Origin of the sequence: Myxococcus sp. AM011 (assembly GCF_013372595.1) — a bacterium.
Lineage (GTDB): Bacteria > Myxococcota > Myxococcia > Myxococcales > Myxococcaceae > Myxococcus > Myxococcus eversor.
Genome location: NZ_JABXEM010000163.1, coordinates 1 through 26,050 on the forward strand (window position 1 = coordinate 1; position 26,050 = coordinate 26,050).

Annotated in this window: 21 protein-coding genes; 9 read left to right on the forward strand and 12 right to left on the reverse strand. The window is 67.6% G+C overall.

The window, feature by feature from the left end:
* Positions 1 to 1,254: 1,254 nt before the first annotated feature.
* The 3 genes from HUW62_RS29255 to HUW62_RS29265 form a co-directional block, all read right to left on the reverse strand.
* Positions 1,255 to 4,824 carry an efflux RND transporter permease subunit gene (locus tag HUW62_RS29255; protein ID WP_176436273.1) on the reverse strand — a complete coding sequence of 1,190 codons (3,570 nt, stop codon included), beginning with the start codon at positions 4,822 to 4,824 and terminating at the stop codon, positions 1,255 to 1,257.
* Positions 4,821 to 6,287: an efflux RND transporter periplasmic adaptor subunit gene (locus HUW62_RS29260; protein ID WP_176436274.1), complete on the reverse strand. Its 1,467-nt coding sequence runs from the start codon at positions 6,285 to 6,287 to the stop codon at positions 4,821 to 4,823. The genes HUW62_RS29255 and HUW62_RS29260 overlap by 4 nt, the downstream gene beginning before the upstream one ends.
* A 65-nt stretch (positions 6,288 to 6,352) precedes the next feature.
* On the reverse strand, positions 6,353 to 7,579 hold the full coding sequence (locus HUW62_RS29265) for a TolC family protein (protein WP_176436275.1): 1,227 nt from the start codon (positions 7,577 to 7,579) through the stop codon (positions 6,353 to 6,355).
* A gap of 950 nt (positions 7,580 to 8,529) precedes the next feature.
* Between HUW62_RS29265 and HUW62_RS29270 the strand changes: the two genes are divergently transcribed.
* The 5 genes from HUW62_RS29270 to arsN2 are packed head-to-tail and all read left to right on the forward strand — an operon-like array spanning position 8,530 to position 11,448.
* Positions 8,530 to 8,895 carry a helix-turn-helix transcriptional regulator gene (locus HUW62_RS29270; RefSeq protein ID WP_176436276.1) on the forward strand — a complete coding sequence of 122 codons (366 nt, stop codon included), beginning with the start codon at positions 8,530 to 8,532 and terminating at the stop codon, positions 8,893 to 8,895.
* A gap of 16 nt (positions 8,896 to 8,911) precedes the next feature.
* Complete coding sequence (arsB, locus tag HUW62_RS29275; protein ID WP_176436277.1) at positions 8,912 to 10,042, forward strand: ACR3 family arsenite efflux transporter; 1,131 nt, start codon at positions 8,912 to 8,914, stop codon at positions 10,040 to 10,042.
* A 48-nt stretch (positions 10,043 to 10,090) separates the two neighbouring features.
* The gene (locus HUW62_RS29280; RefSeq protein ID WP_176436278.1) at positions 10,091 to 10,579 is read left to right on the forward strand and encodes an arsenate reductase ArsC; all 489 of its coding nucleotides are present in this window, start codon (positions 10,091 to 10,093) and stop codon (positions 10,577 to 10,579) included.
* A 24-nt stretch (positions 10,580 to 10,603) separates the two neighbouring features.
* On the forward strand, positions 10,604 to 11,005 hold the full coding sequence (locus HUW62_RS29285) for an arsenate reductase ArsC (protein ID WP_176436279.1): 402 nt from the start codon (positions 10,604 to 10,606) through the stop codon (positions 11,003 to 11,005).
* Positions 11,002 to 11,448: an arsenic resistance N-acetyltransferase ArsN2 gene (arsN2, locus tag HUW62_RS29290; RefSeq protein WP_176436280.1), complete on the forward strand. Its 447-nt coding sequence runs from the start codon at positions 11,002 to 11,004 to the stop codon at positions 11,446 to 11,448. The genes HUW62_RS29285 and arsN2 overlap by 4 nt, the downstream gene beginning before the upstream one ends.
* A gap of 9 nt (positions 11,449 to 11,457) precedes the next feature.
* On the opposite strand, the gene HUW62_RS29295 is transcribed toward arsN2, so the two are convergent.
* The 9 genes from HUW62_RS29295 to HUW62_RS49025 all read right to left on the reverse strand — a co-directional run bounded on the left by HUW62_RS29295 (position 11,458) and on the right by HUW62_RS49025 (position 22,843).
* Positions 11,458 to 11,688 carry a hypothetical protein gene (locus HUW62_RS29295; protein ID WP_176436281.1) on the reverse strand — a complete coding sequence of 77 codons (231 nt, stop codon included), beginning with the start codon at positions 11,686 to 11,688 and terminating at the stop codon, positions 11,458 to 11,460.
* 26 nt (positions 11,689 to 11,714) lie between these two features.
* Positions 11,715 to 13,841: a cation-translocating P-type ATPase gene (locus tag HUW62_RS29300; RefSeq protein WP_176436282.1), complete on the reverse strand. Its 2,127-nt coding sequence runs from the start codon at positions 13,839 to 13,841 to the stop codon at positions 11,715 to 11,717.
* Complete coding sequence (locus HUW62_RS29305) at positions 13,838 to 14,989, reverse strand: TolC family protein (protein WP_368670501.1); 1,152 nt, start codon at positions 14,987 to 14,989, stop codon at positions 13,838 to 13,840. Before HUW62_RS29305 ends, HUW62_RS29300 begins: the two co-directional genes overlap by 4 nt.
* Positions 14,990 to 15,117: 128 nt before the next feature.
* Positions 15,118 to 18,267, reverse strand: a complete 3,150-nt coding sequence (locus HUW62_RS29310) for an efflux RND transporter permease subunit (protein ID WP_176436284.1) — start codon at positions 18,265 to 18,267, stop codon at positions 15,118 to 15,120.
* Positions 18,268 to 18,279: 12 nt separating this feature from the next.
* The gene (locus HUW62_RS29315) at positions 18,280 to 19,902 is read right to left on the reverse strand and encodes an efflux RND transporter periplasmic adaptor subunit (RefSeq protein ID WP_368670502.1); all 1,623 of its coding nucleotides are present in this window, start codon (positions 19,900 to 19,902) and stop codon (positions 18,280 to 18,282) included.
* Positions 19,899 to 20,168, reverse strand: coding sequence for a hypothetical protein (locus tag HUW62_RS29320; RefSeq protein WP_176436285.1), 270 nt, complete (start codon positions 20,166 to 20,168; stop codon positions 19,899 to 19,901). Before HUW62_RS29320 ends, HUW62_RS29315 begins: the two co-directional genes overlap by 4 nt.
* Positions 20,169 to 20,715: 547 nt before the next feature.
* Positions 20,716 to 21,057, reverse strand: a complete 342-nt coding sequence (locus HUW62_RS29325; protein ID WP_368670503.1) for an ArsR/SmtB family transcription factor — start codon at positions 21,055 to 21,057, stop codon at positions 20,716 to 20,718.
* Positions 21,058 to 21,611: 554 nt separating this feature from the next.
* Entirely contained in the window at positions 21,612 to 22,349 is a 738-nt protein-coding gene (locus tag HUW62_RS29330; protein ID WP_217911617.1) for a sterol desaturase family protein, read from the reverse strand.
* A gap of 200 nt (positions 22,350 to 22,549) precedes the next feature.
* Positions 22,550 to 22,843 (reverse strand): helix-turn-helix domain-containing protein, encoded by a 294-nt coding sequence (locus HUW62_RS49025; RefSeq protein WP_228558544.1) that lies wholly within the window; start codon positions 22,841 to 22,843, stop codon positions 22,550 to 22,552.
* Between HUW62_RS49025 and HUW62_RS49030 the strand changes: the two genes are divergently transcribed.
* From HUW62_RS49030 to HUW62_RS29350, 4 genes are all read left to right on the forward strand, one after another.
* On the forward strand, positions 22,787 to 23,011 hold the full coding sequence (locus tag HUW62_RS49030) for a hypothetical protein (RefSeq protein WP_228558545.1): 225 nt from the start codon (positions 22,787 to 22,789) through the stop codon (positions 23,009 to 23,011). The genes HUW62_RS49025 and HUW62_RS49030 overlap by 57 nt on opposite strands.
* Positions 23,012 to 23,137: 126 nt before the next feature.
* The gene (locus HUW62_RS49035) at positions 23,138 to 23,320 is read left to right on the forward strand and encodes a hypothetical protein (RefSeq protein ID WP_176436272.1); all 183 of its coding nucleotides are present in this window, start codon (positions 23,138 to 23,140) and stop codon (positions 23,318 to 23,320) included.
* A gap of 537 nt (positions 23,321 to 23,857) precedes the next feature.
* Positions 23,858 to 24,463 (forward strand): RDD family protein, encoded by a 606-nt coding sequence (locus HUW62_RS29345; protein WP_141594037.1) that lies wholly within the window; start codon positions 23,858 to 23,860, stop codon positions 24,461 to 24,463.
* A 60-nt stretch (positions 24,464 to 24,523) separates the two neighbouring features.
* Positions 24,524 to 26,050: HEAT repeat domain-containing protein (locus tag HUW62_RS29350; RefSeq protein ID WP_176436289.1), on the forward strand; the 1,527-nt coding region annotated here is incomplete at its 3' end.

A 26,050-nucleotide genomic window follows, 5' to 3' on the forward strand; every position in this document is an offset into this window, starting at 1 on the left:
GGCTGGGGCTGCGCAACTCTGGGCGCTGGCGGTGCACTTCCGTGGGGCCCGGTATCTCCACGAGCCTGCGCGCGGGGTGGGACACTCTGCGGAGTCTTGGCGCTCTCCGGGGTTCTCGGGACGGCGCGCCGGCCGCCTCGCGAGAGGGGCGAGCCCCCCGTGAAACGGCAGCGGAGACGGCTGATCCGAGGCGGCTGAAGGCGCCTTCACCTTGAGTATTGCTTGAGAGGGTCCCCGCTGGGCTTGCGTTGCCCCCTCCAGGACCAGCAAAGCAGGCGAGAAACGTAACCAAAAACCAGAGAGAGACGCCCTCCCAGAAACCTCAGAGCGGAAAGAGCGGGGCTCCAGGAGAATGTTGTTAACCGCCTCCCCAAAAGTTAACAGCACCTGTTAACCACTCTCGACCTCTCTCTCCCCAGGACGGGTGAAAGAGGGGGGCAGAGAGCCCAATCGGCAGCGGAGGAGAGGAGGCATCTCGCTCTGCGGGGTTGAGAGCCGAGAGGGCCCTCTTCAGCACCGCGAGCCAGAATCCCTTGGGATTCAGGGGCTTAAGCACGAAGGCCCCGCGATTTTCATCGCGAGGCCCGTGTTAAACAAAAAGGCCCTGCCGGTTGGCAGGGCCTTCAGTTCAGCTCCCCGAATGAAGCCCTAGGCGAACTCGTTCTCGGCTTTTCTCTGAGAGGACTCAAACTCTCTGAGGGCCGAAAGGCGAGTGATATCCAGCGGTTTCAAAGAGAGGGCTGGGGGCCCCCTTCAATCGGGGACCGATTGAATGTCCGCAAACTACATGTTGGGTGACCTCTCGTCCATGGTTCTGACCCTCTGGCCGCCCGCTTCACAAGGCGTGCGTGGCGGAGGTGCGCGTGGGCTCGCGGGCCAAGCATGGGGTGGGTGAAGGTCGCATGGTCTCGACGCGCGCGGGACCTGGGATAAACGAGGCCCTGTCCGGGGGCTCCCGTGGCCCCGATTGAGGCCCGTTCGGCCGGGGTCCATGGCAGGCGCGGGCAGGCCTCCGTGGGCGGTGTCGAGCCAGGCCGTGCGCAGCAGCAGCCTTGGTACGCCCCGCTGGCGCTCCCCGTGCCTCCCCCCTTCGCCGTTAAGGCATTCGGTGGCCTCGGCCCCACGCGCCTCGCTCACTCGCCTTGACGCAATGCCGAATGTGGCCTTGACGCACCCGAGTAGCAGCGACCGAAAGTTGGATAGGCGGCGCAGGTGCTGAATGCGGAGGCGCACCTCGGCGATGCCCAATCAGCTCTATCGTTCCGAAGCGCTCGGGGCACCCTCCTGGCTGGTGAGGTGCAGTCGGCCGTGTCGGAGCTGCCACAGCCGCCAGTAGGTGTAGACGACGGGAATGATTTCGAGTGTCAGGAACGCCGACGACAGCAGGCCACCCACCATCGGCGCCGCGATGCGCTTCATCACGTCCGCACCCGTGCCATGGCTCCACAGGAGGGGCACCAGGCCGAAGAGCATTGTGGACACTGTCATCAGCTTGGGGCGGACGCGCTGGACGGTGCCCTCCATGTGAGCCCAGATGATGTCGTTGAGGTCGCGCACCTTGCCCGCGTGCAGGCGCCGCTCGAAGGCGGCATCCAGGTAGACAATCATCACGATGCCCGTCTCGGCTGCGAGGCCCACCATGGCGATGAGGCCCACGTAGCTCGCCGTGGAGAGCCGGTAGTCGAGCAGCCACATCAGCCACACGCTGCCCACGAGCGCGAACGGCACGGACAGGAGGACGATGAGTGCCTCGGTGAGGTGCTTGAAGTTGGCCACGAGCAAGAGCACCACGAGCAGCAGTGTGAGTGGCACCACCCACTGCATCCGGGCCATCATCTTCTCCAGCATTTCGTACTGCCCGGTCCACTTCAGGTATCCGCCCCGGGGCAGGCGCAGTCGCCCGTCCTGCACCGCAGACTCGACGGCGGCCTTGGCGCTGTGCACATACCCGCCCACGTCACGGGCGCTTGTGTCCACGTCCACGTAGACGTAGCCCACCAGCAGTCCTGCTTCGTCGCGCAGCATGGGGGGCCCCTGCACTACTTTCACCTCCGCCAGTGCGGAGAGCGGAATGAAGGTGCGCGCCGCGGGGGCCGCACCAGGCGGCGTCGGAGAGGCGGGTGCCATGCCTTGGCCCGGAGGCACCATGGCGCCGCCCGGAGGTATCGGGCGCATCCCCATGCCGTTGTCAGAGGCCATGGCCTTGGGGCGCTCAGGCAGGCGCAACTCCGAGCCGCCTCCCATGCCCGGGGCTGCCCCTGTGGCACGGCCCATTCCCCCCATGTCCGCCTGCGCCAGCGCGAAGGGGCCCGAGAGCAGGTGCCTCACGTCGAAGCCCGTTTGTCCCATACCGGAGGTGCCCATGGCCCCGGTGGCGCCGCGGACAGGGATGAGGACCTGGCGCAGTCTCTCCACGTCGCTGCGCACGTCGCGGGGGTAGCGGACGCTGACGCTGAAGCGGCTGCGGCCTTCCACCGTCATCGTCACCGGCTCACCGCCGATGGCACCTTCGATGACGTCGTTGAGGTCGCCCACCGTCATTCCGTAGCGGGCGAGTGCATCGCGGTTCGGAATGATGTCCACGTACAGACCGCCCTGAGAGCGCTCGTAGAAGGCGCTGCGCGTACCGGGAATGGTGGCAAGCACCCGCTCCAACTCCTCCCCCGCGCGCTCAATCTCCGCGAGGTCCGTGCCGAAGACTTTGACGCCCACCGGCGTCCGGATGCCCGTGGTGAGCATGTCGAGCCGGTTCTTGATGGGCATGGTGAATGCGTTGGTCCACCCGGGCAGTTGCAGGGCCGTGTTCATCTCGGCAATCAATTCCTCGGTTGTCCTCTGTCTCTCCTCGGGGAGTAGCGGGCGGAGGGGTGCCTTCAGCCAGCCTGGCCAGTGGCTGTAGAAGCGCTCCACCTTCACCTTGCGCCACTCGCCATGGGGCTTGAGGCGTACGACTGTCTCCACCATGGAAAGCGGCGCGGGGTCGGTGGCCGTCTCAGCTCGGCCCACCTTGCCGAAGACGGAAACGACCTCGGGGAAGCCGCGCAGGAGCCTGTCCTGCACCTGGAGCGCGCGCCGTGCCTCCTCGATGGAGATGTTGGGCATCGTCACCGGCATGAAGAGCAGGTCGCCCTCGTCGAGCGCGGGCATGAACTCGCTGCCCAGGCGCGGGATGAGCGGCAGCGCGGAGATGACGGCGAGCACTCCGATGGCGAGGGTCGTCTTCGGCTTGCGCAGCGCCACGTAGACGAACGGCTTGTAGAGGGCAATGAGTCCACGGCTCACCGGGTGGCGGTGCTCTGGGACGATACGCCCGCGGATGAGGAGTGCTATCAGCGCGGGGGCGAGCGTCACGGAGAGGAGCGCCGCGAAGCCCATGCTGAACGTCTTGGTGTACGCGAGCGGGTGGAAGAGTCGTCCAGCCTGCCCGTTGAGCGCGAAGATGGGCACAAAGGCCGCAGTGATGATGAGCAACGAGAAGAAGATGGGAGGGCCCACCTCGCGACACGCGGCGGTGATGGCCTTCAACCGCTCCGCCTCGCCCGCGTCTTCCGGCAGCACCTCCAGGTGCTTGTGCGCGTTCTCCACCAGCACGATGGCCGCGTCCACCATCGCGCCAATGGCGATGGCGATGCCGCCGAGCGACATGATGTTGGTGGAGAGCCCCAGCGCGTGCATGGGCACGAAGGCGAGCAGTATCGCCACGGGCAGCGTGAGGATGGCTACCAGCGCGCTGCGCACGTGCAGGAGGAAGGCGAAGATGATGAGCGAAACCACCAAGGCCTCCTCGAAGAGCGTGCGGTGGAGCGTGCCAACCGCGTGGTCGATGAGTACCGAGCGGTCATAGACGGGCCGCACCTCCACTCCCTCCGGGAGTGAGGGCTTCACCTCCTGGAGCTTCTGCTCGATGCGGGTGATGAGCGCGCGGGCATTCTCACCGTAGCGGGCCACGACTGTGCCGCCCACTACTTCGCCCTCCCCGTCCAGGTCCGCTGCGCCGCGCCGGATGTTCCCGCCGAAGGAGAGCGTGGCAATGTCGGAGAGACGCACTGGGGCGCCAATGCTGCTCGCCTTCACTACGACCTTTCCCAGTGCCCCCAGGTCCTGAAGGTAGCCACGCCCGCGGATGTAGTACTCGCGCCCGCTCATCTCCAGCACCCGTCCGCCCACTTCCGCGTTGGAGCGCCGGATGGCCTGCGCCACGTCGCCGAGGCTGAGCTCCAGCGCCTGGAGGCGGCGAGGGTCCACCGTCACCTGGTACTGCTTCTCGAAGCCGCCCACGCTCGCGACCTCGGCAACCCCCGGGACGCTCTCCAGCGCATAGCGCAAGGAGAAGTCCTGGAAGGTGCGCAGGTCGGCGACGTCGTGCCGGCCGCTCGTGTCCACCAGCACGTATTGGTACACCCAGCCCACGCCTGTGGCGTCAGGGCCCAGCGTGGGACTGACGCCTGGGGGGAGTCGCCGCTGAAGCGTCTGGAGGTACTCGAGGACGCGGCTGCGTGCCCAGTAGACGTCCGTGCCCTCTTCGAAGAGGACGTAAACGAAGCTCATCCCGAACATGGACACCCCGCGCACGTCCGTCACCTTTGGGGCCGCGAGCAGTCCGGAGGTGATGGGGTACGTCACCTGGTCTTCCACCAGCGTGGGGCTGCGGCCCATCCACTCGGTGAAGACCACCACCTGCGGGTCCGACAGGTCCGGGATGGCATCTACCGGCACGGCCCTCAGGGAGAGGTACCCCACGGCCGCAGCCACCAGGGAGGCGGCGATGACGGTGTAGCGGTGGCGGGCGCACCACTCGATGAGTGCCCCGAGGAGGCGATTCATGGCTGCCTCCAGGGCTTGGGGACGGCGTTCTTGCAGTCGGCTTCCATCGTCCCCATGCCGCGGTGGACGCGCTCGCACGCCTTGCACTGGGCGTACTTGTCCGGGGCGCCCTTCGCGTCGAAGTCCACGTTGCAGTCAGGGCCCGCGCCAGGCGGGGGCGGCGCCTTGCTGGCCGCGGGAGAAGGGCTTGCGGCCACGGAGGCGCGCAGGCGGCTCTCCGAGTCGATGAAGAAGTTGCCGCTCGTGGCGACGCGCTCACCATCGGCGAGGCCGGCCACTACCTGCACCCGGTCGCCCGTGCGAGCGCCCACTTCGACGGCGCGGGGCTCGAAGCGGCCAGACTTCACCTCCACGAAGACGTAGCGGTGCTCGCCGGTGTCGATGATGCCCTCCGCTGGCAGGGTGAGCGCCTCGGTGGAGGGGAGCGCCACTTCCACCGTCCCGAAGAGGCCGGGCTTGAGCCGGCCGTCCGGGTTGGCGAAGACGACGCGGACGGGCAGCGTGCGAGTCTGAGGGTTGAGCGTGGGGTAGACGTAGTCGATGCGCCCGCGGAACACCTCGCCAGGGTAGGCGTCCAGGCGAAGCTGGACGGAGAGGCCCTGGCGGATGTGGGCGACATCGCGCTCGTACGCCTCCGCCATCACCCATACCCGGGAGAGGTCGGCCACCGCGAACAGCTCGCGAGCAGGCTCCACCCTGTCACCCTGGGCCACGTTCAGGGCGATGACATACCCGCTGACGGGGCTGTGGAGAGTGATCGCGTGCTGGGCTTCACCCGACGTTTCGACGGCCGCGATGTCCGCAGCCGAGATTCCGAGCAGCCGCAGCCGCTCGCGCACAGGCGCTGCGGTGTCTGCGCCCCAGCGTCGGGCCTGGAGTAACTCACTCTGGAGGACAAGCAGTTCGTCGCTGTAGATGGCCGCCAGCGGCTGGCCCCGGCTCACGCGCGCGCCCTGCTCGGCAACGAAGAGCTTCTCGACGTACCCAGAGACACGAACGGAGACGTGCGCGAGTTTCGACTCGTCCGCCGTCACGCGACCGAAGAGAGAGAGCCCGCCGGAGAGCGTCTCGCGGCGCACCGCTTCGACGCGCACGCCGATGGTTTGTGTACGGGTCGGGTCTACATCGACGGGGACGAGCCCGGGAACGGCAGGTCCCGCATCGCTGGAGTCCCCTGCGCCGGCATCGCCTTCCTGCCTGCTGGTGGTTGTGGCGCTGGGCTTCCCGGGGACGAGATTCATGTTGCAGATGGGGCACTGGCCGGGCTTGTCGGACACCACCTGCGGGTGCATCGGGCAGGTGTAGTGGGGGGCCGCGTGCGCGGGCTCCGCGTGACTGGAGTCGGCGGCGCCTTCCTTCTTGGGGGACGACACGTGCCGTACGGCTCCGCAGGCCGCCAACGCCACGGTGTAGAGTGCCGCGAGGGCCATGAGGCCGAGGATGACCCAGCGCACAATGGACATGGCCCGCGTCCCTGGGGGAGGGGACTCCTCCCCTTCGGGAAGGGGGGCGTGGTGAGGGTGGTCGCTCATGGCTGCTCCTCCGAGACGAGGGACAGTCCCAATGCCCGGCGCAGGTCCGCGATGGCGTCACCCTGGGCCGCGCGCTGTCTCACTTGGGAGAGTCTGGCGTCCAGGAGAGCGCTTTCGGCGTCGAGGAGGGCCAAGAGGTCCGCTTGCCCCGCGACGTAGCTGGCCCGGGTCGCCTCCAGTGTCCGCTCCGCACCTGGCACGAGCTTCTCCTTCGTCACCACGAGTTGGGCTCTCGCAGCCGCCACGCCCGCCTGGGCCTCGGCCACTTCGTAGCGCGCCGCGTTCTCCGCCGACGCCTTCGCGAAGCGCATCTCCTCCACCTGGCGCCGCGCGCGCTCTGCCTCGGCAGTGCGCCTGCCGGACAGCCAGGGCATGGGGACCTGGAACATGAGCGAGTATGCGTCCGGCATGCCGGGCATCAGCATGTAGTCGAAGCCCACCATGACTTCGGGGAGGCGGCGGGCCTTGTCCGCGAGCTCCGCGCTCTCTTGTGCCTCCACCGTGCGAAGGCTCGCCGCGGCGACTTCCGGGCGCTCCAAGGCTCCCGAGGGCAGCTCGGCTTCGGGCTCGCTGGCGGCGGGCAATGGTGAAGCTGGGGGACGGCCAAGGAGTGCGTTGAGCAGGGCCATGGTGCCCCGGAGGTTCTCGCGGAGCCCCGCGATACTCGCGTGCTGTCGGTGCAGTTCCGTCTCGGCGCGAAGCAGGTCCGCCTGCCGGGCCTGCCCCGAGACGTAGCGCGCTCGCACGGCGGCAACGGTCTGCTGTCCTAGCTCCAGGTGGCGCGCGTGGGCCTCCAACTCACGTTGGATGAGCCAGTAGCCGTTGAGGGCGTGCGCCACCTGCGCCTCCAGCCGAAGGCGTGCCGCGAGGAAGTCGGCCCCCCGGGCTGCGGCTCCGGCCTCGGCAGCTCTTCCGGCGCGTCCGAGCTGGCCGGGGAAGGGCAGCGTCTGACGGATGCCCAGCATGTGCATGTTGGTGGCGGTCGGGTCGAAGGGATGGGCCAGTGGCTGCTGCCACGCCTGGTACGAGAGGCTCGGCTCGGGCCATGCCCGCGCACCTGCGGCGCCGGCCCGCTCCGCGTCGTGGGCCGCGCGGGCCTGTGCGACTTCAGGGTTGTGTTGCAGCGCCGCTTTCACGGCGCTGGGCAGGTCCAGCACTTCTCCGGAGGGGTCCTGCGTGAACACAAGCAGCGCGAGCCCTCCCACTACGGCAGACAAGGTCATGGCATTTCGCCTGGCGGGGAGCCCTTTCGAGGGGCACCGCCTGGAAGGGTGTGAGGGATGAGCACCTCGTGCCCCGTGGACGTGGCCATGAAGAGCCGTCCCACGAGACAGGAGTCAGCGCGTCAACGAGTCGAGCTAGGGCCTGGAGGCGCGTGCTCCTGGGCAACGCGCAACTGGCCGCAGCACACGGAAGACCCGGTGCTGTGGAGACGCTCACCTCAGGAGTGGCCGATTGACCTGGAGAGGCGGTGGAACGAGCACCCATCGGCGCGGTGCCCCCAGACTCACATGCGTCGCCACGGGCTGGAAGAAGGCCGGGAGCGCCACAACGGCGACTCCAGTAACATGGGCCTTGCGGGCAGTGGGCTCGGCCGGCTGCGAGGCGGGCGCAGCGCGGACGACGCAGCATTCCTTGCTCAGCCCGGGGCCCTTCGCCCCTTCGGCCTTCTTGCAGTGGGGGCAGGGAGGTGGGCACTCCACGCGGGCCTGGGCGGGCATGGCCCGGCACTCGACAGTCGCCAGCGCAGGTGTGGCTGCCCAGTTCGTCACGACGAGCAGCAGCAGCGTGCTGATGGCGCGGGTCCGCATTGTGGATGGGACTGTACCGACCGCCCACTGGTGCTTCAACACTGGAAGGGCAGATTGGAAGTGAATGTCTACAAGAAGGAGCATGTGCTTCTTGGTGCGGATCCTTCGGGCCACACCTGTTCACCGTACGACGGCACCTGGGAGCGCCAGGATGCGTCGCCACTTCGGAACTGAGTGACCGGCCTTCTCCACGGAGGTAACGGCGCGGGACCTCGGACTGCATGGCTGGGGTCTGCCCACCAAGCCTGCACTCGCAGCGCCGCCACCTCCCTCGTGGTCATCGCTTCTGGCGGTGTCACAGAAAGTTTGCAGAGGCCGAGGTTGTGGCAGGAAACAGGATATTTGAATATCGTAATGTCATCATGGCACCTGCCGCCGCCTCTCTAGATGTTCGCTCCGCATCCCGTCTCTTCAAGGCGCTGGGGGATGAGACTCGCCTACGCATCGTCGTGCTCCTCAGCCACGGGGAGCTGTGCGTCTGCCACTTCGAGTCAGCCCTGGACCTGACCCAGTCCAACACCTCCCGGCAGCTCGGCGTGCTGAAGAACGCAGGCATCGTCGAGGCCCGCCGAGACGGAAGCTGGGTGTACTACCGAATTGCCCCGCAGCTGGACGAGGTGTGCAAGGCCCAGCTCAAGGCGCTCGTGTCCGCCTTCGCCAAGCGGGACGTCCTCCGAGAAGACGTCGCGCGCCTCCTCAAATCCCGTGGCCCCAACGCCTGCAAGTAATCCCAGGAGCCTTCTCATGACGGCAATCACTCCGGACAGTATCGTCAAGAAGCTCTCCGTCATCGACCGGTTCCTGCCTGTGTGGATCTTCGCCGCCATGGGCCTGGGCATCGGCCTGGGCAGGGCTTTCCCGGACCTGGGCGCGCGCCTGGACACGGTGAAGCTGGACACCGTGTCTCTTCCCATCGCCATCGGCCTATTGTGGATGATGTACCCGGTGCTTGCGAAAGTACGCTACGGCGAGCTGGGCCGGTTGCGCGCGCGGGGCAAGCTCTTCACCACGTCCCTGGTGCTCAACTGGATTGTAGGACCGGTGTTGATGTTCGCCCTGGCCTGGATTTTCCTTCCGGACCTTCCGCACTACCGCAATGGTCTGGTGCTCATCGGCCTGGCCCGCTGCATCGCCATGGTCCTCATCTGGAACATGCTCGCGTGCGGGAGCAATGAGGTAGCCGCCGTGTTGGTGGCACTCAACTCGGTCTTCCAGATTCTCTTCTACTCGGTGCTCGGCTGGCTCTTCCTCACCGTCATCCCCGGATGGCTCGGCGCGGATGTGGCGGCGTTCGACGTGTCCATGTGGAGCATCGCCAAGAGCGTGCTCATTTTCCTGGGCGTGCCCTTGTTGGCTGGCGCGCTGACGCGCAGCGGCCTCACTCGGCTCAAAGGAGAGGCATGGTACGAGCAGCGCTTCCTGCCGCGCTTGGGGCCTACCGCGCTTATTGGCCTGCTGTACACCATCGTCCTGATGTTCGCGATGCAGGGGGAGAAGATCACCCGCCTCCCGCTGGACGTGGTGCGCATCTCCCTCCCGCTGGTCGTCTACTTCGTCATCATGTTCACCAGCGCCTTCTTCCTCTCCAGGAAGCTGGGCTTCTCGTACGAGGAGACGGCGTCGCTGTCGTTCACGGCGGCGGGCAACAACTTTGAGTTAGCCATCGCCGTGGCGGTGGGCGTGTTCGGTATGGCCTCGGGAGAGGCGCTGGCGGGCGTAGTGGGGCCGCTCATCGAGGTTCCCGCCCTCATCGCCTTGGTCTACCTGTCGCTTTGGCTCAGGCGTCGGCTCTTCCCAGGAGCCGGCGAAGCCGTGCTGCCTCGTCGCTTCGAGGGCAAGACGCCTTCGTCCGGGCCTGGCGAGGTGCTCCCGTAGGGCTCGGCCGGCAGTCGGTGTCCCCTGTCCGCTCCTTCTTGAGGCCTCGTGACTCCTTCAACGCGCTTCAAACTTTTCTTCCTCTGCACGGGCAACTCTGCCCGCAGCATTCTGGCCGAGTTCCTGCTCAAGCGATTGGGGGGCGAGCGCTTCGAGGTGCACAGCGCAGGTGCGGCGCCGAAGGGTGAGGTGCATCCCCTCGCCCTCCAACTGCTTCGTGAGCGCTTCCGCATTCCCGCTGCCGACGCGCGCAGCAAGTCCTGGGAGGAGTTCCGGGACGTTCGCTTCGACTTCGTCATCACCCTTTGCGACAAGGCGCGCGAGTCCTGCCCGGTGTGGCCATACCAGCCCGTCATTGCCCACTGGGGAAGCGAGGACCCGGCGGCTCTGGAGGGCAGTGAGGCGGAGAAAGAGGCTGCCTTCCTCAAGGTGGCCGTGGAGATTTCCCGCAGGCTGGAGCTGTTCCTCTCGCTACCTATCGAGAAGCTAGACCGGCTGCGCCTGACGGCGCTCACCCGCAGCATCGGTGAGCAGTAGCCGCCTTTCCCAGGAGTCATCACGATGAAGATGGTCATCTTCGCTTGCGTACACAACGCCGGCCGCTCGCAGATGGCGGCGGCCTTCTTCAACGCCCTGTCGGACCCAGCCAAGGCGCGTGCCGTGTCTGCTGGTACCCAGCCGGGAGAACGTGTTCACCCCGAAGTGCAGGCCGCCATGGCGGAGGTGGGCATCGACCTGTCGGGCGCCAAGCCTCAGCGCCTCACAGACGAACTGGCCCAAAGTGCCCAGTGGCTCATCACCATGGGCTGCGGCGATGCATGCCCGTATGTGCCAGGGTTGAAGCGCGGTGACTGGCCAATGGAAGACCCGAAGGGCAAGCCGGTGGAGCGCGTGCGCGAGATTCGCGATGACGTGAGCGCCCGCGTGGCAGAACTCGTGGCCCGCGAGGAGTGGGCGCGATGATGCTCACCCTGCGGCCTGCCCGCCCTGCCGACCTCGGCGCAGTTGAAGCGCTCCTTGATGCTGCAGATCTGCCCCTGCAGGGGGTAGCCGACCATCTGCCACACTTCCTCGTAGCGGAGTGCGAAGGCACGCTCGTGGCTGCTGCAGGGCTGGAGCTGTACGGGACGAGTGCCCTCCTTCGCTCCGTTGTCGTGAACGAGAACCAGAAGGGGAAGGGCGTGGGGGCCGAGTTGGTCCACCGACTCGTTGAGCGAGCCGGCGCAGATGGGCTCGAGGCCTTGTTCCTCCTCACCACCACTGCTGCGGACTACTTCCCGCGCTTCGGCTTTGTCCGCATCGACCGCGCTGCCCTTCCCGCAGAGTTGCATGCCTCTGAGGAACTCCGTGGAGCATGCCCAGCGAGCGCGGTCGTAATGCGCTGCATCATGGAGCGCCAGCCTTAGCCCCCTATGTCAGGGAAGTTGTCGCCTCGGCGGACGCACCGAGCTGCCGACGCCCTCGTGCGCGCCTCGCTCACTCGCATTGACGCACCCCATGCCCCAGCGACCGAATTTTCGGTAGGCACAGGGGCCCGCGTAGAGGAGTTGTCCGCTCTCCAGGAACATGCGCCCCAGCCATCCATCTGCGGACGTACCGGTGACGCTCGCGGAGAAGACGGGCTGCTTGTCCGTTCTGGAAGGCATGCCCTGTCCCCTGGACCGCATGGCGCTCACGCCCGCAGCATGCGCAGCCCGCTGCCGATGACGACGAACTCGCTGACCTCGTGAGCGAGGACTGCGATGGGAAGGGTGAAGGTCCCTGCGAGGGCCCCCACCACCAGCACGCTGATGACGAGCGCGGAGAGGACCAGGTTCTGGCGTACCACGGCACGGTTGCGCCGGGCGAGCTTCAAGGCGTACGCGAGCCGCTCCAGGTTGTCGGCCATGAGGGCCACGTCCGCTGTCTCCAGGGCGACGTCCGTACCCGCTGCACCCATGGCCACGCCGACCGTGGCCTCCGCGAGGGCGGGTGCGTCGTTGACGCCGTCACCCACCATGGCCACGTGTCCGTGCGTGCGCGTGAGTTCACGCACCCTGGCCGCCTTGTCCTCGGGCTTCAGCCCCGCGTGCACCTCGTCGATGCCCACCTCGCGTGCCAGGGCCTGGGCGGTGCGCTCGTTGTCTCCGGTGAGCATCACCACCTTCTTCACGCCCGCTGCGTGGAGGGCTGCAATGGCGGCGCGGGCATTGGGGCGGAGGCTGTCGCGGATGGCCAGAAGCCCCCACGGTGTCCTCTCATCGCCCACGACCACCACCGTCTTGCCCTCGGCCTGGAGGCGCGCCACCTCGTCCTGGAGCGCGTCGAGACGAAGGCCCAGCTTCTCCTCGAAGAGCGAGGGGCTGCCGACGTACAAGGGGACGCCCTGGTAGCTCCCGGTGGCTCCAGCGCCGGTGAGCGACCGGAAGCCCTGCACTTCTCCAACGGGCACGCCTTCCTGTTCCGCACGCCGGACGATGGCCAGGGCCAATGGGTGCTGGCTGTGGCGCTCCACTCCCGCTGCCGCGGACAGCAGCCGCGCCTCGGAGTTCCCCGCCTGCGTGGCCCAGGTGGGGAACAGGCGGACGTCGGTGACGTCGGGCTGTCCGCGCGTGAGCGTTCCGGTCTTGTCCAGGGCGACCACGTCCACGGTGGCGAGCAACTCGACGAAGGTGCCCCCCTTGATGAGCACGCCCTTCCTGGCAGCCGTGCCGAGAGTGGCCACCAGGGTGATAGGAATTGAAATGACGAGGGCACAGGGTGCTGCCGCCACGACGAAGACTGTGGCGCGCGCCAGCCACGTCGCCCACGCACCTCCAAGGAGGAGGGGTGGAACCACCGCGAAGAGGACACCGGCCAGCAGGACGAGGGGGCTGTAGCGCCGGCCGAAGCGCTCGATGAATCGCTGGCTCTGGCCCTTCTTCTCCTGCGCCTCTTCCACCATGTGGATGATGCGGGAGATGGTGTTGTTGGCGTAGGTGGTCGTGGCCTTCACCTCCAGAGAGCCCTCGCCATTGATGCTGCCGGCGAAGACCGTGGCGCCCTCGCCCTTGTCCACCGGAATGCTCTCGCCCGTGACGGGGGCCTGGTTGACGCTGGAGGCGCCCGCCAGCACCACGCCGTCCGTCGCCACCGCCTCGCCTGGGCGCACGAGGAAGGTGTCGCCCACCCGCAGCTCTTCCACGGGCACTTCCACGTCCCTGCCGTCCCGGCGCACCAGGGCCACCTTGGGGGCGAGATCCATGAGCGCTTCGATGGCACTGCGCGTCTTCTCCTCGGTGTAGCCCTCCATGGCCTCGGAGATGGAGTAGAGGAAGGCCAGCATGGCGCCCTCCATGGGCTCCCCCAGGAGGGTGGCGACCACGGCGGCCACCAGCATGAGCAGCTCGATGCCCACCTCGCGCTCGTGGAGGAGTTCCTCCAGCGCTTCCCGGCCGAAGTACCAGGCACCCGACGCGAGGGAGGCGAGGAAGATGCCCCAGGCCACGGCCGGTGGCGCCCCGGCGCGTGCTCCCAACCAGCCGGCCAGCAGCAACACGCCCGAGGCCAGCGAGGTGAGCACCTTGGGATTCTTCCAGGGGCTCACCGTACCCGTCCTTCCGCGCTGGCGCCTGGCCGGGAATCCCAGGCCCTCCAGCCGCTCCTGGACGGCGTCCGCGGAAGTCCTTCCCTCGTCCAGGGTGAGGACCACCTTGGCGGCCTTGGCGTAGACGGTGACGTCCACCACGCCGGGCGTGCCGGTGAGGCCCCGCTTCAGCTTCGCCGCGTCGTTCTCGCAATCGAGGTTCTCGACGTACAGCTCCAGTTGCTTGCCGCTCATCTGGGCACCTCCTGCTCGCTTCCGATGGCCTGGGCGAGCTGCGCCTGTGCGCTGTTCAAATCCGCCAGCGCTTCCACGTAGCCACGACGGGTCTCCAGCGTGTCCCTCCGAATGAGGAGCAGTTGGAGGATGTCCACCTTGCCAGCGGTATAGGCGGCCTGGAGAAGCTCCAGGTTCTCCTGCGCCGCCGGGAGGACTCCGCCCGCGAAGTCCCCCACTGCCGCCTGGGCCGCAGCAAGGCGCGCTGCCGCCAGCCGCGCCTCCCTTTCAACGCGGCGCTCGGCTGCTTCCAGGGCAGCCTCTGCCTGGGTGACCCGGGCGGCACTCACCCCCCGGGCGGCCTGGTTGCGGTTGAAGAGTGGCAGCTCGACACCCAGCGTCGCTTGGAGGATGTGCGCGTCCTCCTCGCGGCTGTAGCTTGCCCCCAGGCGCGGGGCCGGGAGGGCCTCGCGTGACGCAAGGCGTGCTTCCGCCCGGGACGCTTCCGCCTCCTGCCGGGCCATGCGCACCCCCGGGTGCTGCTGGAGGGCCGTGCGCACCAGCGCCTCGACGTCCACGCCCTTGTCTGGCGCTGAGGTTGCCAGCTCACCCCGAAGGTCGAGCGTGGTCTCCGCGTCCAGGGCCAGGAGTCGCTGAAGCTCACCGAGGGCTACGGCACGGTTCTGGATGGTGCGGCGGACTTCACGCCGGGCCCGACCGACTTCCACCTGTGCGGCGTTCAGCTCAATGCGCGAGGCATCACCCGCTTCGAGGCGACGCCGTGCCGTCTCCAGTGTCTGCTCGGCCAGCCGCACCGCGTCCTCCGCCAGGGTCACCAGTTGGGCGGCGGCCAGTGCCTGCCCGAACGCCTCGCGTACCTCGGCTGCCACGTCCGCCCGCCGTGTCCCGAGGCGCGCTTCCGCGGCACCCAGGGCGCCACTGGCGGCCTCCACCCGCGCTCCCCGCTGACCGCCGACCTCGATGCGCTGGGACAGCTGCACCGTGTAGTCAATGCTGCTGTTCCCGTCGCGTCGCCGGGGACCGGCGGCCACGTCTACCTCCGGATTGCTCTGAAGGAGGAGGGACGCACCGGACAGGCGTGCCCGGGCGGCCTGCACCTCCGCCTCTTCCGAACGCACGTCCGGATTGCGCTGGAGGGCCAGTTGCACGGCCTCCTCCATGGACAGGGAGCGCTGCTCGGCCGCGGCAGGGACTGCAACCAGGAGCCCCAAGCTCAGCCACACGAGCAGGGTCCGCGGCGGTGCTGCCCCGTGTGAAGCGCCAGGGTCACGCGCACTCATTGCTGTGCCTCCACCACGCGCAGCCCCCGGTCGCTGGGAATACCGGCAGCATCCTCGTTGGCCGCCTCGGTCCCCACCTTGTCCCGGCCCGTGGCCCTGGCGAACACCACGTACAGGACTGGCAGCACCAACAGCGTCAGCGCCGTGGAGGACAACACTCCGCCGATGACGACGGTGGCCAGGGGCCGCTGCACCTCGGCGCCCACCCCTGTGTTGAGGGCCATGGGAACGAAGCCCAGGGAGGCCACCGCGGCCGTCATGAGCACGGGCCGCAGCCGGGACAAGGCGGCTTCCCGCACAGCGGCCGTCAGCTCCATGCCGCTCGCCAGCAGCTGCCGCACCCGCGACACCAGCACCATGTCGCCCAGCATGGAGATGCCGGTGAGGGCGATGAAGCCCACGGCCGCCGAAATGGAGAAGGGCATGCCGCGCAGCAACAGCGCGAGGACTCCGCCCACCAGGGCGAAGGGTACGCCCGTCACCAGTGGCCGGATGCTCTCCAGGAGGTTGCGGTAGGTGAGGAAGAGCAGGAAGAGGACGAGCGACAACGCCAGCGGCACCACGAGGAAGAGCCGCAGGCGGGCACGCTCCAGATTCTCGAACTGGCCGCCAAAGCGCACGTAGTAGCCCGTCGGCAGCTCCACGCTCTTCTCGATGGCGGTGCGCGCCTCGTTGACGAAGCTCCCCAGGTCCCTGCCCCGCACGTTGACCTGCACCACCACGCGGCGCTTGCCCCACTCGCGCTGGATGGTGGTGGGGCCTGACACGGTCTTGAGCGTGGCCAGCCGTCCCAGCGGCACGCGCTCACCTGACGGTGCCGCGACCAGGACGGAGGCCACCTTCGCCGCGTCCTGGTACTCCTCGTCCAGGCGCACGGCGAGGTCGAAGCGCCGCTCACCCTCTCTCACCTCGCCCACCTTTCGCGCGCCCATGGCCTCCACCACGTCCAGCACCTCGTGCGCGGGGATGCCGTAGCGCGAGATGGCGGCCCGGTCCACGGTGACCTCCAGGACGGGCTGGCCCGTCACCTGTTCAAGGGTGACGTCCGCGGCGCCGGGCAGGCCCCGCACCAGCTTCTCTATCTCCTGGGCCTTGGCCTTGAGGACGTCGAGGTCGTCGCCGAAGAGCTTGACGCCCACGTCGCTGCGCACGCCGGCAATCATCTCGTTGACCCGCATCTCGATGGGCTGGAGGAAGCTCATCCGCATGCCGGGCATGCCCTCCAGCTCCTTCTGCATGGCGTGGACGAGTTCCTCTTGCGTTTCTGCGCGCTTCCACTCGTCGCGGGGTTTCAGGGTGACGAACAAGTCAGAGAGCTCCAGGCCCATGGGGTCGGTGGCCACCTCGGGTGTGCCCGTGCGTGTCCACACCCGCGCCACCTCATCCGGAAACTTCTCCAGCAGCACCTTCTCCAACTGGCCGCCGTAACGCACCGACTCCGAGAGGGACACCTCCGCCAGCCGCACCGTGTTGATGACGATGGTTCCCTCCGACAGCTTCGGAACGAACTCACTGCCCAACTGCGTGGCCGCGAGCGCCGTCACGAGGACCAGGCCCAGGGCGCCGCCCAGCACGGCCTTCGGGTGCTTGAGGGACCTGTCCAGGGCTGGCTGGTACAGGCGCTTGAGGAAGGTGACGAGGCGCGGCTCACGGTGCCCGTGTGCACCCTTCCGAAGGGCGAAGCTGGCCAGCACGGGCATCACCGTCATGGACACCACCACGCTGCCGATGAGCGCGAAGATGACGGTGAGGGCCATGGGCCTGAAGAGCTTTCCCTCCACTCCCTCCAGGGCGAGGATGGGGAGGTACACAATCATGATGATGAGTTCGCCGAACAGGGTGGGCTTGCGCACCTCGACGGCGGCATCCCGCACCACCTCCAGGACGCTGCGCCCCGACTTGTCCTCGCCCAGGTGTTTCTCCGCGTTCTCCACGAGGATGACGGAGGAGTCCACGATGAGGCCAAAGTCGATGGCTCCCAGGGACATCAGCGTGCCGGCAATGCCGAAGCGCAGCATGGCGCTGGACGCGAACATCATGGACAGCGGAATGGCACTGGCCACGATGAGACCCGCGCGTGCGTTGCCCAGGAAGAGGAAGAGGATGGCGATGACGAGCAGCGCCCCTTCGAGGAGGCTCTTCTCCACCGTGTGCAGGACGTGGTCCACCAACTCGGTGCGCTCGTAGACGGGCGTCACCTCCACGTCCTGGGGAAGGCTCTTCTTCACCTCCTCCAGGCGTGTGGCCAGGGCCTTCGTCACGGAGTCCGAGTTCTCCCCGATGAGCATGAAGCCCAGGCCCAGCAGGGCCTCGCCCTCACCGTCCGCGGTGACCGCGGCACGGCGGATTTCATGCCCTACCTCCACGCGGGCCACGTCGCGCACGCGCACGGGCACCCCGTTGTGGGCAGCGAGGACGACATCCTCCACGGCCTTGCCGTCAGTGAGGACGCCCACGCCCAGCACGAGGCTCGCCGCGCCCCCGCGCTCCAGCATGCCGCCACCCACGTTCGCGTTGTTGGCCTCCAGCGCTTGGTACACATCGCCCAGGGAGAGGTTGAACTTCTGGAGGCGCCGGGGGTCCACCACGACGTGCCACTGCTTCTCGTTGCCGCCCCAGGCGTTCACCTCCGCCACACCCGGCACGCTGCGCAGCTGCGGAGCGATGATCCAGTCGTGCAGCGTGCGCAGTTCCTCCAGGCTCTGCGTCTTGCTCTTGACGAGGTAGTGGAAGACCTCGCCCAGGCCCGTGGCCACCGGCCCCAGGGAGGGCTTCTCGATGCCCTCGGGCAGCTCCACGCGGGACATGCGCTCGCCCACCACCTGCCGGGCGAACCAGATGTCCGTCTCATCGGCGAAGCGCAGGGTGATTTGCGACAGCCCGAACTTGGAGATGGAGCGCATCTCCTCCAGCTTCGGCAGGCCGGCCAGCGCCTGCTCCAGGGGCACCGTCAGCTGCCGCTCCACCTCGGTGGGAGAGAGGGCCGGAGCGACGGTGTTCACCGTCACCTGGGTGGGGGTGGTGTCCGGGTAGGCGTCCAACGGCAGCGCTCGGAATGCAAGGGTGCCGGTGACGATGAGGGCCAGGGTGCCCAGGAGCACCATCCAGCGATGGTGCAACGACCAATCGACGATTTGTGTCAGCATGGGATGCGCCTCTCAGTCGTCCACGCAACCAGCGCCAATGGAGTCCTTGAGGATCTCCGTCTTCAGGAGGAACGCGCCCGTGGTGACGACCTCCGCCCCGGCGGAAAGCCCCTGAAGCACGGGCACCCGGTTGCCTTGCGCGGCACCGACTTCGACGGGCACCGGTTGGTAGACGCCTTCTCCCGAGCGGACGAAGACCAGGTGACGCCCCTGGGCCTCCTGGATGGCCTCGCGCGGCAGGAGGAGGGCCTCCTTCTCACCTGACACCTGGATGCTGGCGCGCAGGAAGAGGCCGGCCTTGAGGGAGGCATCGGGGTTGGGCAGGTCCACCCGGACGCGGACGGTACGGCTGGCGGGGTCCACCGTCGCGGCCACCCGGCTCACCGTGGCCTCGCGCAGGTGACCGCCCTGCCCCTCGAAGCGCAGGGCGACCTTCTGGCCGGGCTTCACCAGGGTGGCGGATTCCTCGGGCACCTCCAGCAATGCCCACATGGTGGTGAGGTCGGCCACCGCGATGAGCGTCTGTCCGGCGGAGGCCGTTCGTCCGGCCACCGCGTCCCGCAGGACGACGGTGCCGGCAAAGGGCGCGCCCAGCACGTAGCGCCCACCGGTGCTGCCCGCACTCGCGCCCGCGGCACTCAGGCCCGCAAGAGCCGCCTGGTACTCTGCCTCGGCGGCGGCGAGCGCCGACTTCGCCTCCTGCACCTCCTTGAGGGGACTGATTCCCCGCTGAGCCAAGGCTTCCTCTCGCGCCAGGGCGGCGCGCGCCGTCTCCAGCCGGGCCTTGGAGGCCGAAAGCTGCGCCTGGGTCTCACCGACGCCTGCGGACGTGAGCACCGCGAGCGGCTGACCCGCCTTCACCACGTCCCCCACGTCCACCTTCACCTCGGCTATCAACGCCTCGGCACGGGCGGAGAGCTGGGCCAGGCGGTTCTGGTTAAAGTCGAGCTGGCCCACCACCTCCAGCGTCTGGGCGAAGGACTGTGCTTCGGCACGTTGGGTCTGGATGCCCGCCTTGCGCTCAATGTCCACGGACGCCAGCCGCACCAGGGTGCCCGGCTCGGGAAATTCCGGCGGCTGCTGCCCGGCCGCCTTCACCAGCTCCGGGTGGCAGTAGGGGCAGACGGACTCCGGATAGCCGTGCTCGCGGCAGTAGTCACCCGCCTCGATGAACTTCGCGATGAGCTGCGGCTTGCACTTGGTGCACTTGGCCTCGGGGACGCCGTGCTCTCCACACCACGCCTCCTGTGGAACAGGTGCATGAGCCTCTCCGGCCTCGGGGCCTTGCGTGGAAGCGAAAGTGAGATTGGGGTTGCACTTGAAGCAGTGGGACTCTGGGAGGTTGTGCGAGCTGCACCAGTCACCTTTCTCCTTGAAGACCTCTGAAAGCTCCGGGCTGCACTGCGTGCACAGCTCCGCCGGCACCCCGTGCTGGCACAGCTTGGGGCCCGCTGCAGCAGGGGAAGAAGGGGCGGGCTTCGCCTCTCGGGTGGCAACTGCCGTGGTGGCCTCCGTCTTCGGCGTGCGCGCCTCGGCCTTGGCGTCTGGGGCCGGTGCCTCTCCCTTTGTGCAGCCAGTTGCATGCGAAAGGAAGAAGAGGACAGCGCACAACAGATGCATGCGCGGGGGCTTCACTTGACGCCCTCCTTCGCAAGCTTCGAGTTGCACACGGCGCACTGAGACTCAGGACGCTGGTGCTCCTCACACCAGTCGCCCTTTGCCTTGAAGACGGCCTCAAGCTTCGGGTTGCAGCGCGTGCACAGGGGCTTCTTCACTCCGTGCTCGCACTTGACTGGGGCAGCAGGCTTCGTCTGGGCGGGGGCTTCTTCGGCGAAAACTGGGAAGGCTGTGGAGGCAAGCGCGAAGAGGGCGGCAAACGCCAGCGAGCGGGACATGGACATGGGGCGACGACTCCGGCCATGGGCCACACCGCGGGGACAGCCCCGCGAGCGGGCCCACAGCTTGGACGTGAAGCGTGGTTGGACGGTGCGCGATGTGGCAGTCCGTGTCAGCGCGGACGGCGCTCGCGTGGCGAAGAGAAGGCGGGGAGGTCTGAGTCAAACCGCCGTAAGGTGCCAGCTTTGGGGCGCACCTCTCCCGTGGGCGTCGGGTGCTACGCCCTGGGAGGCTGGAAGAGTCCTTCAGCTACAGGGGGGGCAGGCGCGTGCGGCACTAGCACCAGCATTTCGCACACCGGGCGCGCCTCCACGAGGAGAGGCTGCGCAGCAGGCGCGACAACGGGGGGGCATTTGGCACACGGGCCAACAGCGCAACCCGGCGGGCACTGCTTGCCCCCGAGAGACCCAGCGCATTCTTCACTGCACTCTGGCTCTTCAAAGCCAAGCGCGGCCAGCGCATAGCGAGGGGCACCGGAGTAGACGAGAGCGAGAAACACCACCAAGAGGGCTCGGCTCAGGGAGAGGACGCGTTGGAGGCGAAGGGTACCCTTCATGCTGCCTCCCTGCCCTCAAGCTGCCTGACGGCGTCGTGGATGAGCCCCTTCGCCCAGGTGCTGGCAAGGGAGTAATACACGAGCTTGCCAGCGGCCCGGTACTTCACCAGTCCCATGTGTCGCAGTTGCTGAAGCTGCCGCGAGGTGGTGGCCATGGAGCGCCCAACCAAGTGGGCCAAGTCGCAGACGCAGAGCTCTGAGAGTGAGAGCGCATGGAGTAGCCGCAGACGGGTCGGGTCTGCAAAGGCGCCGAGTAGTTCCGCCGCCTGCTGGGCCGCGTCGGCGCTCAGCATTCGAGGTTGGACAGCCGCCACCTTCGCCTCGTCGACGTAGTCCACCTGACAGGCGTCGGCGGAGAGCGGAGTCGTCTCCTGGGGGGCTTGTGGTCGCCTCATCTTCACGTTTGCGTATATAAGCAAGTGACGCGCTCGGGTCAACCCTCCAAGGCGCCTTGAGTCGCCTGCCCTCACCTCCGGAGTACGGGGCGCATCGTGAAGTGCAGCCTGCTCCATGCGGAGAGAATCGCCGCGGCCCTGAGCCCTGCGATGCCAGCGGCCGTCCGCTGCCCCCACGAGCCGCCGAGCACATATGCATTGATGCCGAAGCCGCGAAGGGGGGCGGGCTCGCGTCCGTCCAGCCCCCGAAGACGAGAAGCCAGGCTGTCCACGGCGAGGCCGTTTCGGGCCACCGGCTCATCATGAACGCAGCTCCCCACTCCATGAAGCCGAGCATGAGCCAGTCGAGGTGCGTAGCGAGCAGTGACTTCATGTTCACCCTCGCGGCCACTCGCTTGCCCCAGGGCTGAAGCGGCAAGAGCATGAACGTGCCCAGCAGGGACGAAACGAAGACTTGGAGTCGCCGTTGAAGGCCAGCAGCGCGACCGGGTCCACGCTCAGGCTTCCTTGCTGCCTTGAAAGGGCTTGAGTAGCTGCGCCAGGTAGCCCACCGGGAAACCCGGCTCTTTGGCGATGCCGAGTTCATCCGAAGAGAACCGCTTCTTGGGCGTGTAAGACCACGTGCCCAGCAAGTAGTCCCAGAAGTTGGTGAATAGACCGAAGTTGACGTCACCGACGCCCGCCCACTTGAGGTGGTGGAATCGGTGCCCCGCATTGAGGGCCAGCAGGTACTTCAGCGGTCCCACCGTGTAGTCCGCGTTCGAGTGCTGCATGAGGAGCTGTACGCACGAGAGCGCGGCGAGAGCTAAGGCGATGGTCGACGGAAGTCCGATGAGAACTAGTGGCGCTACCCCTACTGTCATCTCCAACGCCTGGTGAAGAGGGTGCTTCATCAGCCCATTGAAGCCGTAGAAGCGCTTGACGGAGTGATGCACGGAGTGGAGTCGCCAGAGAGCGGGCACGTGGTGGCTCAGCCAGTGCGTCAGGGTGACGCCGAAGTCGAACACCAGCACGGCGAGGAGTACCTGGAAAACGAACGGCCATTCATGTGGCCATTCGTCACGCACGGTTACCAAGCCTGAAAGAAGCGGCAGCGCCAGAATGGACAGGATATTGGAGGCTTCATTGACGATGAAGTGAGCTAGGTCTCGCCCGACATCCCCGTGGGGGCGATTCCAGGCTGGCTCGTAGGGGATGGCGCGCTCGGCAAGGAAGGACACTCCGATGGCTGCCATGAGGAGCCCGCCAAGCCACAGTTTCGAGGCGCCGCCGTGGACAAGGGCTAGGGCTGCGCCGTTGACACCGAGGAGCATGAAGAGCGGGTACCCCATGCGCAGTGCCTGGCGCGCGAGGCGCGTTGGAGGGGCTTCAAGAGAAGTTGTCAGCATGGGAGGAGGGTGGCATCGCCGCACCTCGGCTGACTTGGAAGAACTGGCTACTTTGTTGGTGCGAACGGCTGCTCGCTGACCCACTCGATGCCCCGCGCCACCTCCGAGGGGGCAAGACCGAACATTCGCCGGAACGCATTGCTGAGGTGCGAGCTGTCCGTGAAGCCCGCGACGTGAGCGGCTTGGGTGAGAGTCGCGCCGCCCTGAAAGGCTTCTGTCGCCCGACGGAGGCGAAGCCAAAGGATGTAGGGACGCAGCGGGATGCCAATGCTGGTAGAGAAAAGATGACCGAAGCGCCCAGCGGACAGCCCTACCTCCTGTGCGAGCGCGCGCTGGCTCACATCTCCCGCTTCGATGCGCCCCGGGAGGAGCGTAACAAGGCGCTTTATCGCAGGATGCACCGCGCCGGGGGAGATTGCCTCACCTACCAATCGCATCAGCGACTCTTCCACAAGTCGCACCCAGTCATCCGCACGCACCAGCTCGGCTGGATGCGGCACACGAAGTAGAGGCGTCCCCGCATGAATCCACTCTGCTGAAGCCGTGCCCACTTCGAGCTGTCGTAACCTGCGGCCAACTAGGCCGTCCGGGTCCACGAATACGAGCAACGCACGCGCTGCCCCGTGTTCAATGCGATGAGCGGTGTCCGGAGGAATGACGGCCACCGTCCCCTCCGCGCGGCGTCCGCGCGCATCTACGAGCGCAAGCAGTCCCTCAGCGGCGCGAACGAGCTGGAACGCGTGGTGCGAATGCTCTTGAGTTGGGCCAACGGCCCCCAGGTACGCGAGCCAGCGCGGGCCTACCATCGCGCGCCCTAGCCATCTTTGTTCACGAGGCACTCCCGCCTTTTACCAGGATTGGAGTCCCAGGACAGGAGGTGCGCGTTTGAGGTTACCTGCAATGGGGGCCGGGGCTGACTGCAGCGCCCAGGAACATGGCCAAGGATAACTCCTCACCCCGTTTGGCGTCCGGGACAAGTTCGGACCGTATCCTTGGTTGTTCTGCCGCCTTTTTCGTCGGCATAACTACTCGCCGGCCCGTGTGTTCCCCGCTCGCTCGTCGTAACGCACGTATGGCACGGCGACCGAGATTGTTCACACTCAACCCGCTGGACGTGGGCACCTTCTTGGAGGAGCCGCCCTGGAGTAGCGCCCTCCAGGGGCCTCGTTTATTTGGGCAGGGCGGTCCCCCCCCAACAGCAAATCCGGGCGTCGCGGTAACCAGCAGGTGGCAAGCGGCCTGCCATCATGGTCAAGGAGATTGTACCTGTTGGGTTGCATTTGTGGGTGCGGGCGGGGATTTCTCGCTGAAGGAACTTGCCGCACGGGGCGAGCGTAGCTGTGCTGCGGCCCTCCATGTCCGACTTCCGCGAGGCCCTTGAATCGATTTCGGAAGCCGAATGCTCCGAGCATCCAGGCTTCTCTGCCGCCCTTGCCTGTACTCGTTGCGGCACCTTCACCTGTGCCTTCTGTGCCGCGTTGGGGGCGGGCCTGTGTTTCCGGTGCCTTCATGCGGCTCCGGAGCTGGCGACGTGCTGGGCCCGGCTCGCGGCATGCCTTGTCGATGGGGCGGCGCTCCTGCTTCCGTCCCTGTTCCTGGGCGTGCTTCGGTGCCTGGCCATTCCGGGCGAAGCGGCGATGAAGGCTCCAGCCGTCTACGCTCCGGCGCTCCTCGTGTTGCTCGTGCAGGCGAGCCTGATTCGAGGCACTGGCGCGAGCCTCGGCAAGCGGCTCTTGGGAATTCGAGTCGTCCGAGGAGACGGACTTCCGGCGGAGGTGTGGCGCATTGCCCTGCTGCGGAATGCGCTCCCGATGGCGCTGTGCGGTTACTGCGTCTGGTTCGGCCTCATGGATGCGCTCTTCATTGTCGGGGAGGAGCGGCGATGCCTTCACGACTGGGTGGCCGGCACGCGCGTTGTGAAGGCCCTCGGGCGCGGCACTCGTTCGCTGGGTGGTGCGTGATTGGCTGAAGCGTTGGTTTCGAAGTCCCTTCACCGAGAGGGGAGAATGAGAGGCGATGACATGGAGGGAGTGGTGAAGTCCGGGCGCCCCCGGTGGTTGGCTGGGCTCGTGTGCGCGGTGGTGGCGCTGGCGTTGGGGTGCGCCCGGCACACGTGGAAGCGGGACGACGTCATGACGTGGGAGGGTTGCTGCGAGGGCACTGACGCGTGCCTTTCTCTGCTGCAGGAACTCCACGGCCCCGACACCGGGGAGAAGTGGCCGGCACCGGAGCAGGCGTGTGCCGCCTGGAAGTTGGGGCGCGCGGGGGAGGACGTCGTCCCCCGGTTGATTTCGCTGCTTGAGCACCCGGAGCCCCGCGTCCGCGGCGGTGCGGTACAGGCACTGGCGAACATGGGGGAGAAGGCCAAGAGCGCCTTGCCCGCGCTGCTTGATGCGTATGAGCGGGAGCCCCGTGGGATGGCCCTGCACGCGCTCTCCTCCCTCGATGACGAGCGAGCAGCTCCAGCCATTCTGCGTCACCTCCTGGAGTCGCCCACGTCGACGCTGGAGCACCTCGGCCCGACGTTGGCCCCGGTGCTGGTGGGGGTACTGGAGAATCCTGAGTCGAGCTGGGAGGCGCTGGTGCTGGTGCGCCACGTGCTCGCCCGGCGCGGCTCCATGTACACGGAGACTTTCGTCCTGCGCCTGCGGACGCTCCTCGCGAGGGAGCTGGCGGAGCCCGCTCTCCGGCGCCCACCCGGGATGTCCTGCCCGGCGGCCCCCGCGCCAGGCTGCGAGGCGGTTTTTGACGGGTGCACCCCGCGCGCGGCCTACGTGGCTTCGGTGTTGGCGGCCTACGGGCGCCAAGGGGAGAAGGCCGCGCCCGAGGTGCTGCAGGCGCTACAGAGGGGGGACGTGCGCCTCACACCCGTGGCGCTGCAGGCGCTGGTGGCCTTCGGGAGTCCTGCTGCGGTGCCGGGCGTCCTTGAGCAGCTCGCCGCGCCTGAATGCCGTGCCCGGGCCCTCACGAGCCTCGCGTCCCTGGGGCCCGTGGCGCGGCCAGCCGCGACGGAGCCGCTGCTGCGGCTGCTGGCCACGGGGGACGAAGGGTGGGAGCGCGCGCGGGCAGCGGAGGCCCTTGGACGCGTCGGAGATTCAGCCGCTCTCGATGCGCTGCGCCAGGCGGTGGACGCGCCGCACAGCGAAGTCCAGGCCGCGGCGGTTGATGCGCTGGGCAGCTACTCCTTCCAGGCGCATGCGGAGGAGGTGAAGCCGCTGCTGCAGCAGGTGGTGGCGGTACACGCCTCGCCGGTGGCGCGGATCCACGCGAGGTTGGCCCTGGAATGGCGCTCTGACCAGGAGGTGCGGCCGGCGGACTCCATCGACTGCGCCCGCCTCATTCCAGGACGAAGCGGGGAGTGGACGGTGTGCGAGGAGGGGCACACCTCCGTCCAGTTGCACTGGGACAAGCCGAAGGCGCCCCCACATGGGAGTCCCTGTGCAGCCGTGCCTGGGGGGGATTCCGCGTCCGTCCTCGAAGCCATGGGAGAGGCTTGTCTCGTCGGATGGGACGACGGGGAGTTTGGGGGCGCCCTGGGGGTGTATGAG